Genomic DNA, 14,803 nt, shown 5'->3' with positions numbered 1-14,803 from the left:
GGGTTTATGTCCATCCCCAGAATTGGGCAGGAAGTGATTATTTCCTATCTTAACAATGATATAGATAAACCGATTATTACAGGCTGTACCTATAATGGCCGTAATCGACCGCCCATTGATTTACCGAAACACAAAACACGCACGACATTTCGCACCAAAACCCACAAAGGGGATGGCTTTAATGAGTTGCGTTTTGAAGATGAAGCAGGCCAAGAAGAAATCTATCTGCATGCGCAAAAGAATTTGGCCATCAATGTGCTGAACTCACGGGGTGAACGGATTAATTACGACCGGACAACCAGTATTGGTCATAACGATGAACTGGTTGTTGCCAGTAATCGGACCGTGACGGTTGAAGGTAATCAAGCGCACAAAACAACCGGTAACTACCAAGATAAAGTGGAAGGAGACCACCACCTTTCGGTTGAGGGGGATTTGGTTAAGGCAATACAAGGTGTGGTCAGCGTGAATGCACAAGGGGATATCACCTTACAAAGCAGCAGTAAAATCACGTTAAAAGTGGGCGGAAGCTTTGTCGTTGTTCACAGCGGTGGCGTGGATATTAAAGGACCGGCGATAAACTTAAATTCAGGGGGAAGCCCTGGGGATATCCTGCAAGCAACTAACCCTGCGGTACTTAAAGCCGCTGCGAGCAGTGGCGCGGCCTTTGTGGCGCATTGTCCCATGAAGGAAGGGCAAGAGGAGGCGGAAAATGGTTAAACCTGAAACGTGCTATGCCATTATCGATGCAGCTTCCGAGCCCGATGTCTTTAATTTGTTCGCCGAGCACGAACCGCCGGCGAGTTGCTTATACAGCGAACCGATTCAACCTGAAATTGTGTCATTAGCGCCCTATTTAGTGGAAGTGACCGAAGAGGTGCAACGCTGGTTAAGTACGCGAGAGACGCCTTGGGGAATTTATGTTTATACGCACGCAACCATGCGTGAGTTACGTCAGCATCTGCGCAAATACTTGATGGTGATGATACCGGGACAAGAAAAGCCGGTCTTTTGGCGTTTTTATGACCCTCGCAATGTGTGGGATGTGCTTGGAACCTTTGATAATTGGCGTTTGCATGTGTTTTTAGGTCCTATCACGAAACTGAAGACATTGTTATGGGGAGAGGAAACCGCTTCCCGCTTTGAGCGTGAGCGCCGCGGATTTCCGGATAATGCGAAGCTTGGGGGCAAGCTGATGCGTTTTACTGATGCAGAAATGAAATTATTATCTCAACAAAAAATAGCGTTATTAACAGCGAAAATGGCACTTTTTTTTGTTCGAGCAACTGAAAAATATCAGACTCAAAAAGAACATGAAACGATTGAAAGTTTAATCTTGCAAACTATCTGTAATCCCAAAATACGTTCATTAAAATATTTTACGTCAGATTTGTGTCATGAAAAAACATGGGCATTTTACTTTGAGTATGCAAAAAGGATCGTAGATATTTGTTATGAACACGATATCAATCACGAAAAATCAATAAGTCTATTTTGTTATCTTCTTGTCTATTACGAAATATATGATGTGGATTCTCTTCCTTCGGAATGGCGTGTGATTTTATCAATAACGGATGCAATGGACTTTTATAAAATTGAAAAGTTATCGATGATGTTAATAAATACCATTCCAGATTTTTATCGGCAGTACAGTGCGTAAGGAGATTGCCAGTGTCTAAAGAATATCCAGAGGTCGTTTGTGATTGTAAATTACCCGATGATTGCACACTTGAAGTCGAGATTGAATTTGGTCAACAAAAAGAAACTTATCGCCAAAATGGGATTAAAAAAGATTTTTTTCATATTATCGAATTTAAAGGTAAAAATAGTTTTCTAGCGGCAGAGCTTTCTGATTTTAATAATATTTTCAACATTGAAAAAAATCCTGAATCGTTTTTACCTGAAATCTCAGTGCCTTTTAAGGTAAAGACCTGTTCGAAGGTATGTGTCTCTAATAATCCTGAGTGCCCCATTGGAAATGTCTATGGTGATGTTGCCTATGACTTTGGGCAATCAACATCTTATAACAATAAAGTGGCACAAGTACCTCAAGGTGTAAAACCGATTGGGGAAGTCAAGAATACGTTTGTGGGTAAAGTCACGCCAGCTAAGGCATTAGATATTCCGTTAGTTTACACAAAACAATTTCGTCAATTTGGTGCAGAGGTGATGAATCCGTTTACGGTGTTGGCTGATTTATTCGTTGATTTATGGAATGATTTGGATGATGAATACGCCGTTAGTAGATTGAAGCATTCCCAAGAATATCGATTATCGATTGCAGAATGTGGGCACAAACCGTTTGAGCCCAAAATGTATAATGCCTCAATCAACAATAATATTTTGTTAAATGCAGGGGCTTTCGTGTATCAAAAATTTGGTTCGAGGTCGGTTTTTGATACAAAGTTCTATTTAATTTTACAGCAAAAAACCAAAATTGATTTAACGATTGCGTTCAATGAAAAAACAACAGGTCAAAATGATGTTGCGAGAAAAAAATTAACTGCACAAAAGAACCAAGCGTTGGGCCATAACGGCTCAAAACCTCACAGTGGCTGGACAAAATCAGGTACAGAACTGACAACCTCAAGTATTAAATTTGAAGGCTCGATTTCAAAAATATTGGGGATGGACAGTAAAAAATGGAGTGCTGAACTGAAACATGAATACTCACAATTAAAAAAGAAAAAAGAGCTTTCTTTGCTTGAAAAAGTAAATAAAGGCGTCGATAGTTTTAATCGATTATTATCGACCGCTCCAGATAAAAGCCCAAGTAAGTACAAACAACAAGAATATGAATTGGCAAAATTTGAGCTTATTTATCCGACAATCAAAGTCAGTGGTAGCCGAGAAATTGCATTAACAAAAAATAATCAAGTCATGCCTAAATACGATGTGTATTTACGTGGCGACCCGTTTTTTGGTTTCAAATTCACATTTGACATGATACAGGCTTTCGCTGCTTATTTTGGTATCAACACTATTGTCACCGTTATTCGAGAAAGGGGGACACAGAGTGAAGGGAAGGTCAATAGAGGGGAAGATGGGGCATTTATTGGTGTCCAGCTTGATTTAACCTTTAACCTGTCTTTAAACTGCGGCGTAAAATATAAGACAGAGAGTGATGGCATTACAAAATTTGATGAGAAAAGTAGTGATGTCCACTTATCGTTCACAATGAGCTGTGTAACGAACATCCGCGGAGGCTTTCGTTATTATGGTATCTCAGGCTTTTTTAAAGCGGAAGCGAAAGTAACCGCAGTTGTAAAAGCGGCTTGGGTTCCAAATGGAAATGGTGAGATTGTTTTTTATCATGAGGGGATAAAGGCTTATGCGAGTGTTGAATATGGTGTAGGGATCGGAAAAAAAGAAACAGAAGAGAATAATGACGCTGGTAAATTTGGTCATTCAAAAAAGAATATCAAAGTCGAAGAATCAACCAAGCCACTAGATAAGGAGTGGATTATTCATGAACCGTTATCCAAAGAAAAATCAGAGTATCGTTGGTCTATTTTCTCACCATCTAACGAAAGCTATGGGGCATCAGAGATCTGGTAAGCGTCTTTCGTTGAAAAACGTATTGAATATAACGAGTATTATAATGGTATTAGGTTTTAGTGGAGTCAGTATGGCAAAAAATACAATGGATGAAATTTATTTGATTAATTTATCCTCTAATAATGCAGGCTGCGGTATAAAAATTAATGATATGCTTATTATGGATAATGAAAATGCTACTGAAGGGATGTATTCTGCAGGCCAAAATATATCGAGTATGCTAACCAATGAACTAAATACATTAAGTTTAATTATGTATAATGATTCTGTTCTAGCAGAAGAAGAAAAACTAACACCGGAAATGTGGTGTGAGGTGGAACTAAATAAGTTATCCGAAAATGGTAATAGCACATTTATATCAGGTATTAAATTAGCTGGAAATAACGATGGAAAAATAATTATTTCCGATAAATATAAACATAATATGGATCAAGTTTATTTCGGTGGCTCCAATAGAAAAAGTGAAGGAAGTATGCTAGAAGCAAAAAACCAATTTAATTTACAAGGGCTCCCCAAATGGCAATGGGAAAAAGCAACGCCTGTAACGGAATCCGATATTCCTAAGGTTCAAGCGTTTTATTTAGAGCTACAACAAGCTTTTGCTGATAAAAATCTCAACAAATTAAAAGCAATGGGTAAAATATCATGGGATGAGTTTGCTTATGCAGATAATAGTTCCCCTGATCTATTTTGGAACTCTCTAGAATTTAAAGAAATGCTAGATGAAGGATATAAGCCAGCTAAAATAGATTGGAGTCGCTATATATTCAGTACTTATGAAGATAAACGAATATTCCGGTATGAAATTGGTTTTAGCCGACTGTCACCAATAAAATTAGTTAGCCCTGAAGGTCGAACATTTCACTACAATCCCTATTTATCCATTATTGATGGAAAAGTCACGATTGTTCGATAAGGAATTAATTTATGCCAAACATTATTCTTATTGGTGATTCTGATACAGGCCATGGAAAACATGGCCCTACCCATGTGATTACAGGTTCACCAACGGTAAAAGTCGATGGTAAAGCGGTTGCTCGGCAAGGAGATGCGTTAGCGCCTCACGGTGGACATTCAAGAACTATCGTTGGTGGATCAAGTAGTGTATTTATTGATGGCAAGCCTGCGGCCAGAACAGGTGATACAGTAAGTTGCGGTGGCGTATTAATTGGTAATTCAACGGTAAAAATTGGTTAGAAAATACGATGTTCTGACAGATAATAATTGAGTTCGCTAGGATTGATGATAGTAAAGAAATTAGTGTTACACCAGATAGTCAATATTAACATTAAGTGGTTAATATAAGGATATTTAATGCGCAAGTTAGCGATAGGTTTGGTATTAGTGATGGTTGTAATTTTTACTCTGTTAGTTAATTCTTACAATACAATCCAAAAAAATGATGAGTTAGTCTCTGCGGCAGCGTCAGAATTATTAAACCAATATCAGCGTCGATTTGATTTGATCCCTAATCTGGTCAGTACAGTTAAGGGATATTCAAGTCATGAAAGCAATGTGTTACAAGAAATTGTAAAGGCGAGAGCGTCTGTCGGGAAAATTAATGTGGATGGTCGCGTGTTTGATGATCCTGAAATTTCTGCGAGCTATCAAAAAGCTCAAGATAATTTAGGGCAATCTCTATCACGTCTGTTAGTCATTTCAGAAAATTACCCTGAATTGAAAGCAAACTCACTCTATCAAGACCTGATGGTACAGTTGGAGGGAGCTGAAAATCGTATTTCAGTTGCGAGAGGGCGGTATATAGAGGCGGTACGCCATTATAATACTCAAATTAGGCAATTCCCCTATAACTTAATTGCGGAATCTATGGGGTATGATAAAAAAATTAATTTTAACGTTGAGAATGGGCATGAAGTCAAAAGAACACCAACGGTGGATTTTAACTCATGATACGTAATATTTTATTTTTATTCTCCTTGCTTTTATTTAGTGCTATTGCGAGCGCATCAGTGAATAATACACCCCCATTAAAAATAGATAGGGTCATTGATCGTGCAAATTTATTAACGGCGCAGCAATTCAAAACGCTAAATAATTTATTGATTAATTTTGAAAATAATCGGAATGATGGTTCGCAATTTGTTGTTTATATTGTTCCGACTACTGGGAGTGAAAATATCGAAACTTTCGCAAATCGTGTTTTTAATCAATGGGGGATAGGTAAAAAGGGGCTTGATAATGGATTACTGCTTGTTGTGGCAATAAATGACCGCAGTGTTCGCTTTGAAGTCGGGTACGGCTATGAGGGGACATTTACCGATGTTCTTGCTGGGAGAATTATTCGAAAAAATATGTTGCCGTATTTTAGAGCAGAAAACTATTATACGGGTATTGAGCAAGGGATTATAAATGCCATTCATGTAGCTAATGATAGACCAATAAGCTCAACGAATTCTTTGACAGATCTTATTCCTCTTAAAATATTACAAACACATTTTATTTTAATTTATGTGATAATATTAGGGCTAATTTATTGTTTTCAGCTTGTATTTTCAACGAAAAAATTGAAAAGAAAAATTAATCAAGTGATAGCGCAGTCAGGTAAAAAAAAGAAAAATTCAGAAAAGCGAGGATATAAGATAGGTGCAAATCAGCTAAAACGGTTAAAAAATTATCTGAATTACTCATTCTATTTTCCAACATCATTTTCGCTGTATTTCCCTGTAGTGTTTTGTTCAGTCGTTGTCATTTTTTATACACAAATAATTCTTAATGGTATTGTTAACCCTTTTATCTTATTACTGATGGTGGTGTTATCATTATTCTTTAACCTTATTTCATTAACCGTGTTGTTTATTGGCATCAATATCTTATTTCCTATTTATCGACAGCAGAGAAAAGAATGGAAAGCGATTTGTGAGTTCAGTCGATTTGGTTCACCTTTTTATCAACCTTCATATTCAGTAAACACATCCCATAAACATGCTTCTAATTTTACTTCCAGTCACGATTTCAGTTCATCAAGCTCATCAAGTTCATCAAGTTCGTCAAGTTCATCAAGCGGTGGGGGAGGCGGTTCTAGCGGTGGTGGCGGTGCTTCGGGGCATTGGTAAAGTGTCTACTAAGGTCTTGATTTAGGTTTATAAGTAAGCGTCAGGTGAATCCCACCTAGCTGGTCGTGTATTAAATGTATTGATTTGGTTAAATTAATGTTCCCTTTCAGTAAGAGTACCAATAATCTTGTCATGTATTTCAGTAAATTTTGAATACCTCCATTGATGAGGAAGGTCATCGCTACGATGATCCGTTGGAGCTTCAAAAACTGGTATTTTTTAGATGCGGTCAATAAACAGCATTGAGTGATAACTTACCACAGCGTAATAGTCAACTAACCAATACGATCCCATTTTTTATCGTGTTACTCTTTATGGCTTTTTATACACTTTATGGCTTTTTATACACTTTGGGGTTTTATGGATAGACACTCATCTAAAATGTATGCATTTCAGAATGCAATTAATTATAACAAAAGCATTTATGACTCGTATAATGAACAAGGCAGTAGCCCTCCAAAATATTTAGATAAATATGTTCCATACTTTAACAAAGAAAAATAAGTATATGGGTCTATAATAAAGCATATTATACTGGTGAGCTTAGCCGTAATAGCCAGGCAGAAATATTTTTAATAATTGCCTGGCTAATTTTTGAGCTGTACAGCTACCTAAAAGGGCTTCTCTAAATTTATTTAGTGTACTTGGCTACTCCACCTTAGTGACGAAAAAACCAACACCAAACCCGAAATAGTTAGTACTAAACCTAAGTGTTGGCTCCAACCAGCGACCATTAGACCGATGGCGAGTCCGATGTAGTAAAATAAACCTAAAATTGCTCCGGCGGTGCCTTTTTGCTCACCATAACGGTTTAATGCATGGGCAAGTATGTTCGGGATCGCAATTCCGTAACCAATAACGACACCAATAACTGGTAAAACAAACCAAATAGAATCCATTAGAGCAAAAACTAAGCAGCCACTAACTAAAGAAATGATACTCGATAGCTTAACAAGTTGTTCAGATGTGTGTTTTTTAGCCAATAAATAGCGATTTGATATCGAACCTAAACCGACCCCAAGCGCTAATAATATCCCAGTTAATCCAAACTGTTGTTGAGTGAGCATTAATTGTTCAAAACTGAAAGGTGCCAGCTGATAATAGCTAAATAAATTAATGTTGAAAAATGCAATCAAGATCACATTTCTAATAATTTCTTTATCTGCAATCATGCGTAAAAATGTCTCAATAAATGAGATATGCGTCACATTTTCAGGCTTGGTCTCAGGTAAACGGCAGGCGGACCAGAGAAAAAGCACCGCTGCTAAAATCGCTAAGCCGATAAAAACGGCACGATAGCCACCAAAATTGGTTAACCCAGCACCAGATAACATTCCCAAAGCGGGGCTAATTGCTAAAGCAACTCCCATAATAGAAAAAACTTTCGCTAATTCATGGCCTTGGTAGCTATCACGCATGGTAGTTTGTGTGCCAATTGAACCTACGGCAGCGCCAAATGCTGACAACATTCTCATTAATAATAATAAATAAAAATGTGTGACAAATAACGCGCCAACAGAGGCAATACCATAAATCAATAAACCCGCCAAAATAGTCGGGCGGCGCCCTAAGGTGTCACACATACGCCCCCAAAACACCACGCCTAATGCAAAAGCAAAGAAATAAAGCGACAGTGTTTGTGAAGCTTGTTCCGCATTTACTGAGAAAGCACTGGCGATATCAGTGAGAGCGGGGCTGTATATGGTTTCCACAATTTGAGGAAACATCATTAAGGCAACAGCAAGCCATAATGAGAGAGGATGTTTCATACTTTTCCTGCCAATCTACTAAAAATAAAGGGTCTAATCGTATACAACGATTTAATAGCAGGCAGTTTAGTGTTATTTTTATTGTCTTATTACAATAATAAAGACTATAAATATCAAAAAAGAGACATTATGGCTTGGTTAAATCAAACAGATGAATTTCAAACTCACTGGTACCACGCCCCAGTATTGGGAATTGCAGCAAAATTGGGGCAGCATGACTCAGGTTTTCATAAACATGAAATGGGACAGCTTTTGTTTACACAACAAGGGTGTATACGGATTTCACTGGAAAATCGCCTGTCTTTGCTTCCCCCTGGTAGAATGGCTTGGATCCCACCATTTGTTCTTCATCGGGCGCAAATGAGGGCATCAGTGGGGTATCGTTCGGTTTATTTATCAGAAGAATATGCCAAAGAAATCGGGAACGATGTGGTTATTTTAAATATTTCCCCATTGCTAAGGGAAGTGTTAGAACGTATTGCTATTGCTCCGTTTGATAGTGATTGGCAGCAGGGGCGTTTGGCCAACTTATTACCGGTATTTATTGATGAATTACAGAGTGCTGCTTTAGAACCAACACTGTTAGCACTACCGCAAGATAGGCGCTTTAAAGGGGTTGATATCGAACAATTACCACCGAATTTAAACCAATTAGCGCAAACTATCGGTGCGAGTGAGAAGACGATTACACGGATTTTTTTTAAAGAAACAGGAATGAGTTATCAAGCATGGCGCCAACAGTGGCGTTATATTAAAGCCATTGAATTACTCGCACAAGAAAAGCCATATCATTATATTACTCAAGAACTTGGCTTAACAAGTGATAGTGCGTTTATTAGTTTTTTCCGTAAAATGAGTGGGATGACCCCAAGGGAATATCAGCAGCAGTAAGCTAAATGACTTTGGTAAACAAACATGAAAAAGCCCCGAAAATTCGAGGCCTTAGCATATGTAGGGGTTCAGATTTAATTAAATATTATTTTTTTGATAATTCAGAGTTGAATTCACGTTTGTCATAGCCGGTATATAGCTGGCGAGGACGTGCAATTTTCAGGCCGTCATCGTGCATTTCATTCCAATGTGCAATCCAGCCAATGGTACGTGCAATGGCAAAAATAACAGTAAACATTGAAGATGGAATACCCATTGCTTTCAAGATGATACCTGAATAGAAGTCAACGTTCGGGTACAGTTTTTTCTCAATGAAATACGGGTCGTTTAATGCGATACGTTCCAGCTCCATAGCGACTTCCAGCAAGCTGTCATTCAAGCCAAGTTCATTTAGAACTTCATGGCAAGTTTCACGCATTACGGTTGCACGTGGGTCATGGTTTTTATAAACACGGTGACCGAAGCCCATTAAGCGGAAAGAGTCATTTTTGTCTTTAGCGCGCTCGATAAATGCAGGGATGTGCTCAACAGTTTGGATTTCTTCCAACATACGTAAGCAAGCTTCGTTAGCTCCACCGTGAGCAGGCCCCCACAGTGAAGCGATACCCGCTGCGATACAAGCAAATGGGTTTGCGCCAGATGAACCCGCAGTACGAACTGTCGATGTTGAGGCGTTTTGTTCATGGTCGGCGTGCAGAATCAAAATACGATCCATTGCGCGTTCTAAAACAGGATTAACTGTGTATTCTTCACATGGTGTAGAGAACATCATGTGCAAGAAATTACCCGCGTATGACAGGTCATTACGTGGATAAACAAAAGGTTGGCCAATTGAATATTTGTAACACATCGCTGCAACTGTTGGCATTTTTGATAGCAGACGATAAGCCGTAATTTCACGGTGGCGTGGGTTATTCACGTCTAATGCATCGTGATAGAAGGCAGCTAGTGCGCCTGTAACACCACATAATACAGCCATTGGGTGTGAGTCACGGCGGAAACCATTAAGCATGCGAGTAATTTGCTCATGGATCATGGTGTGGCGAGTCACCGTATTTTTAAATACGTCATATTGTTCTTGAGTCGGTGCTTCACCGTATAGCAGGATATAACAAACTTCGAGATAAGAGGCTTCAGTAGCGAGTTGATCGATAGGGAAACCACGGTGCAACAGAATGCCTTGTTCACCATCGATATAGGTGATTTTTGATTCACAGGATGCAGTAGAAGTAAAACCAGGGTCGTAGGTAAAGAACCCTTTAGAACCTAAAGTTCGGACATCGATAACGTCTTGACCAATCGTTGGGCTTAAAATATCTAGGTCAATATCACCCTTACTACCAGTCGTTAGCTTAGCTTTGTTATCAGCCATTACGGTCTCCTTAGCGCTTGATAATCGACACCCAACAACCCAGAAGCTCAGCGTTATACTGCGTCTTCGTGCATTGTTCTACCGGTATGCTTTGGAAATCAGCTAGCTATCACATAAAACCTGAAATCTGAGACCGATGACAATGTAGTTAGGTTGTTTATGAGTGTGTAGATGTTATGTTCTTTTTGTTGTTTTCCCTACAATATCATTATTTGTGGTAAGAGGAACAACTTTCATAACTTTTGTTATTAATACCCATCATAGTTCAAATTGAAGAGTATTTAACATTGCAATATTCACGTTTTTTTCTTTTACGATGAAGTGTCAACAGCACCGTTAAGATAATTCTGCCAGACCTATATGTAAGATAAATGTTGAATCATTGTCAAATAAGATAAGCACATTTATACAAAATGTTTAAATCGTGATCCTTCTCACTGTTCGGGCTAAATGTCTCCAAACATTTTGTGTGGGAATTGTAATGGCATTGTGAAGACTTTATACTAGCGGCAGGTCTCCGGATTACCCTGTAGTAGGAGTTCCCAGCGTGATCAGTATGCAACTTTATTTAAACATGATGGATTAGAGTTTGTGTTAAGTTGCATTTTGTACCCCCTGTCGCTGTCTGATTTCCACCCCAGGTCCGGAGGATGGAAAATAATAAAGAGCTGTGTGGGCAAAATTGTGAAAAAACAAAGACCTGTCAACCTTGATTTGCAGACGATTCACTTCCCGATCACTGCAATATCTTCGATCTTGCACCGTGTCTCTGGCGTCATTACTCTCATCGCAGTTGGTATTCTGCTTTGGTTGTTAGGGACATCTCTCTCCTCTCCAGAAGGTTTTCAATACGCGTCTGAAATAATGACTGGCTTTTTTGCTAAGTTCATTCTTTGGGGCATCTTGACGGCTTTGGCTTACCACATCTGTGGTGGTATTCGTCATATGCTAATGGATTTCGGTTGTGTTGATGAAACGCTTGCTGCTGGTAACTCATCTGCAAAAATTACATTTGTCATTACCGTGATTTTAGCAATTCTGGCGGGGGTTTTAGTATGGTAAGTAATGCTTCAGCTTTAGGCCGTACTGGTATCCAGGACTGGCTATTAATCCGTGGTTCTGCGATTGTCATCGCGCTCTATGTACTCTACATTGTTGGTTTTGTTGCTATTAATGACATTACCTATGACGTCTGGCGTGGCTTTTTCGCCTCTTCTGTGACGAAAGTATTCACTATCCTCACGTTGTTCTCGATTCTTGTCCATGCGTGGATTGGCATGTGGCAAGTGCTGACTGACTACGTTAAGCCTTTAGCAATTCGTTTAGTGTTGCAACTGGCTATCGTTGTAGGTCTGTTGGCTTATTTAATTTACGGAACAATTGTTGTGTGGGGTGCATAAATGAATCTGCCAATCAGAGAGTTTGACGCTATCGTTATCGGTGCGGGTGGCGCAGGTATGCGTGCTGCACTGCAAATTTCACAGTTGGGCCTGTCATGTGCTCTGCTGTCAAAAGTCTTTCCAACCCGTTCTCATACTGTTTCAGCGCAAGGCGGTATTACTGTTGCGTTAGGTAATACTCACCCTGATAACTGGGAATGGCACATGTACGATACCGTGAAAGGTTCCGACTACATCGGTGACCAAGACGCTATTGAATACATGTGTAAAACAGGGCCAGAGGCTATCCTTGAATTAGAGCATATGGGGTTGCCATTCTCTCGCCTTGATGACGGAAGTATTTATCAACGTCCATTTGGTGGTCAGTCTAAAAACTTCGGTGGTGAGCAAGCTGCACGTACTGCGGCTGCGGCTGACCGTACTGGCCACGCACTGTTACATACCTTGTATCAGCAGAACTTAAAAAACCACACGACCATTTTTTCTGAATGGTATGCCCTTGATTTAGTTAAAAACCAAGATGGCGATATTGTAGGTTGTACTGCAATTTGTATGGAAACAGGCGAATTAGTTTATTTCAAAGCGAAAGCAACTATTTTAGCAACCGGTGGTGCTGGGCGTATTTACCAATCAACCACTAACGCACACATCAATACAGGTGATGGTGTGGGGATGGCTGCTCGTGCAGGTGTTCCACTACAAGATATGGAAATGTGGCAATTCCACCCAACGGGTATCGCAGGTGCGGGTGTTCTCGTTACTGAAGGCTGCCGTGGTGAAGGTGGTTACTTGCTGAACAAAGACGGTGAGCGTTTCATGGAACGTTATGCGCCGAATGCGAAAGACCTTGCGGGTCGTGACGTTGTTGCGCGTTCTATCATGATTGAAATTCGTGAAGGTCGTGGTTGCGATGGCCCATGGGGTCCACATGCTAAACTGAAATTGGACCACTTAGGAAAAGAAGTTCTGGAATCTCGTTTACCGGGTATTCTTGAGTTATCTCGTACCTTTGCTCACGTTGACCCAATCAAAGAGCCAATCCCAGTAATTCCTACTTGCCACTACATGATGGGCGGTATTCCGACTAAAGTTACAGGCCAAGCCATTCGTTATAACGAAAAAGGTGAAGATGAAGTCATTCCTGGCTTGTTTGCAGTCGGCGAAATTGCCTGTGTATCAGTACACGGCGCTAACCGATTAGGCGGTAACTCACTCCTTGACTTAGTGGTATTTGGTCGTTCAGCGGGTCTGCATTTGAAAGAGTCCATCATGGAACAAGGTTCAATGCGTGATGCGTCTGAATCTGATATCGATGCAGCGATGACTCGTTTTAACCGTTGGGAAGGTGCACGTACTGGTGAAGACCCAACTGAAATCCGTAAAGCACTGCAAACCTGTATGCAGCATAACTTCTCGGTATTCCGTGAAGGTGATGCAATGGCGAAAGGTTTAGAAGAGCTGAAAGTGATTCGTGAGCGCCTGCAAAATGCACGTCTTGATGATACCTCGACTGAGTTTAATACTCAGCGTATCGAATGTTTAGAACTGGATAACTTGATGGAAACGGCTTATGCAACGGCACAAGCTGCAAACTTCCGTACAGAAAGCCGTGGTGCGCATAGCCGCTTTGACTACCCAGAGCGAGATGATGCGAATTGGTTATGTCACTCATTATATTTACCGCAATCTGAAACGATGACGCGTCGTGAAGTCAACATGCAGCCAAAACTGCGTGAAGCCTTCCCACCGAAAATTCGTACCTACTAATGCGTGGTGTTAATCCAGTTGCGGAGAAATAAACTATGAAATTACAATTTTCGATTTATCGCTACAATCCTGATGTGGACAACGCACCACGTATGCAAGATTACACGCTAGAAGTTCCTGAAGGGCGTGACATGATGTTGCTGGATGCGTTAATCCAAATTAAAGAGCAAGACCCAACATTATCCTTCCGTCGTTCTTGTCGTGAAGGGGTATGTGGTTCTGATGGTCTGAACATGAACGGTAAAAACGGGTTGGCATGTATTACGCCATTATCCGCGTTAATCCGTGGTGGGAAGAAAATTGTCATTCGCCCATTACCAGGTCTGCCTGTTGTACGTGACCTGATCATCGATATGACACAATTCTATACCCAATATGAAAAAATTCGTCCATATCTTATTAATGATAATAAGAACCCACCGGCGCGTGAGAATTTACAAACTCCTGCACAACGTGAAAAACTCGATGGTTTATATGAGTGTATTTTGTGTGCATGTTGTTCGACTTCTTGCCCATCTTTCTGGTGGAATCCGGACAAGTTTATCGGGCCTGCAGGCTTGCTGGCGGCGTATCGCTTCTTAATTGATAGCCGTGATACAGAAACCGATTCGCGATTAGATGATCTGAACGACGCTTTTAGTGTCTTCCGCTGTCATAGCATCATGAATTGTGTCAATGTATGCCCTAAAGGACTAAATCCAACGAAAGCTATCGGTCATATTAAATCTATGTTACTAAAACATAGTGCTTAATGATGCATATTTAACCCGCAGTGCTCAGGTGCTGTGGGTTAAAATGAAATAGCACAAAATAAAAACATAAGTTAAAAGAAACGCGTAAAGTAAAAACAATGACATGATTTAAATGCGCGGAAGCTCACAAAAGCGCGAAAACGAAATACCAACAAAGAGCGTCAGAAAGTAACATTGTTACCCATAAAAAGTAGTACTTATTAAAACGTTGTCATTACAA

General features: G+C 40.0%; 14 protein-coding genes. 12 read left to right on the top strand and 2 right to left on the bottom strand.

Translation table 11 applies throughout. The features are described from left to right. The 7 genes from SJ312_RS21880 to SJ312_RS21850 all read left to right on the top strand — a co-directional run. Positions 1-720 (top strand): bacteriophage T4 gp5 trimerisation domain-containing protein (locus tag SJ312_RS21880; RefSeq protein ID WP_413776573.1); only part of this gene is annotated, 720 nt, incomplete at its 5' end. After that, positions 713-1,660 (top strand): DUF4123 domain-containing protein, encoded by a 948-nt coding sequence (locus tag SJ312_RS21875; protein ID WP_153674212.1) that lies wholly within the window; start codon positions 713-715, stop codon positions 1,658-1,660. The genes SJ312_RS21880 and SJ312_RS21875, both read left to right, overlap by 8 nt. An 11-nt stretch (positions 1,661-1,671) precedes the next feature. Next, positions 1,672-3,558: a hypothetical protein gene (locus tag SJ312_RS21870; protein ID WP_110591337.1), complete on the top strand. Its 1,887-nt coding sequence runs from the start codon at positions 1,672-1,674 to the stop codon at positions 3,556-3,558. Continuing rightward, on the top strand, positions 3,470-4,474 hold the full coding sequence (locus SJ312_RS21865; RefSeq protein ID WP_243154718.1) for a hypothetical protein: 1,005 nt from the start codon (positions 3,470-3,472) through the stop codon (positions 4,472-4,474). Before SJ312_RS21870 ends, SJ312_RS21865 begins: the two co-directional genes overlap by 89 nt. Positions 4,475-4,485: 11 nt before the next feature. Next, on the top strand, positions 4,486-4,755 hold the full coding sequence (locus tag SJ312_RS21860) for a type VI secretion system PAAR protein (protein WP_004256880.1): 270 nt from the start codon (positions 4,486-4,488) through the stop codon (positions 4,753-4,755). A gap of 117 nt (positions 4,756-4,872) precedes the next feature. Then, complete coding sequence (locus tag SJ312_RS21855; protein WP_153673666.1) at positions 4,873-5,469, top strand: LemA family protein; 597 nt, start codon at positions 4,873-4,875, stop codon at positions 5,467-5,469. Continuing rightward, positions 5,466-6,632, top strand: coding sequence for a TPM domain-containing protein (locus SJ312_RS21850; RefSeq protein ID WP_153673665.1), 1,167 nt, complete (start codon positions 5,466-5,468; stop codon positions 6,630-6,632). Before SJ312_RS21855 ends, SJ312_RS21850 begins: the two co-directional genes overlap by 4 nt. A gap of 635 nt (positions 6,633-7,267) precedes the next feature. On the opposite strand, the gene SJ312_RS21845 is transcribed toward SJ312_RS21850, so the two are convergent. Further along, positions 7,268-8,401, bottom strand: coding sequence for a multidrug effflux MFS transporter (locus SJ312_RS21845; RefSeq protein ID WP_319868354.1), 1,134 nt, complete (start codon positions 8,399-8,401; stop codon positions 7,268-7,270). Between the two features lie 129 nt (positions 8,402-8,530). On the opposite strand from SJ312_RS21845, the gene SJ312_RS21840 reads away from it, so the two are divergent. Continuing rightward, positions 8,531-9,292, top strand: a complete 762-nt coding sequence (locus SJ312_RS21840) for an AraC family transcriptional regulator (RefSeq protein ID WP_004256845.1) — start codon at positions 8,531-8,533, stop codon at positions 9,290-9,292. An 85-nt stretch (positions 9,293-9,377) separates the two neighbouring features. Here SJ312_RS21840 and SJ312_RS21835 read toward each other — a convergent pair whose 3' ends face one another. Continuing rightward, positions 9,378-10,664, bottom strand: a complete 1,287-nt coding sequence (locus SJ312_RS21835) for a citrate synthase (RefSeq protein ID WP_004256842.1) — start codon at positions 10,662-10,664, stop codon at positions 9,378-9,380. Positions 10,665-11,336: 672 nt separating this feature from the next. Here SJ312_RS21835 and sdhC point away from each other — a divergent pair. From sdhC to SJ312_RS21815, 4 genes are read left to right on the top strand one after another with little or no spacing between them, the layout of a single operon-like run. Then, positions 11,337-11,726, top strand: a complete 390-nt coding sequence (sdhC, locus tag SJ312_RS21830) for a succinate dehydrogenase cytochrome b556 subunit (protein WP_004256840.1) — start codon at positions 11,337-11,339, stop codon at positions 11,724-11,726. Continuing rightward, positions 11,720-12,064: a succinate dehydrogenase membrane anchor subunit gene (sdhD, locus tag SJ312_RS21825; protein WP_004256832.1), complete on the top strand. Its 345-nt coding sequence runs from the start codon at positions 11,720-11,722 to the stop codon at positions 12,062-12,064. Before sdhC ends, sdhD begins: the two co-directional genes overlap by 7 nt. Then, positions 12,065-13,831: a succinate dehydrogenase flavoprotein subunit gene (gene sdhA, locus SJ312_RS21820; protein ID WP_004256829.1), complete on the top strand. Its 1,767-nt coding sequence runs from the start codon at positions 12,065-12,067 to the stop codon at positions 13,829-13,831. Between the two features lie 35 nt (positions 13,832-13,866). Then, on the top strand, positions 13,867-14,583 hold the full coding sequence (locus tag SJ312_RS21815) for a succinate dehydrogenase iron-sulfur subunit (protein WP_004256824.1): 717 nt from the start codon (positions 13,867-13,869) through the stop codon (positions 14,581-14,583). Positions 14,584-14,803 lie beyond the last annotated feature (220 nt).

It is taken from the genome of Providencia sp. CIM-Carb-044 (assembly GCF_033901115.1).
GTDB classification, from domain to species: Bacteria; Pseudomonadota; Gammaproteobacteria; order Enterobacterales; family Enterobacteriaceae; genus Providencia; species Providencia hangzhouensis.
Note: the sequence above shows the minus strand (reverse complement) of the source record. Positions and strands in the feature narration are given on the sequence as shown.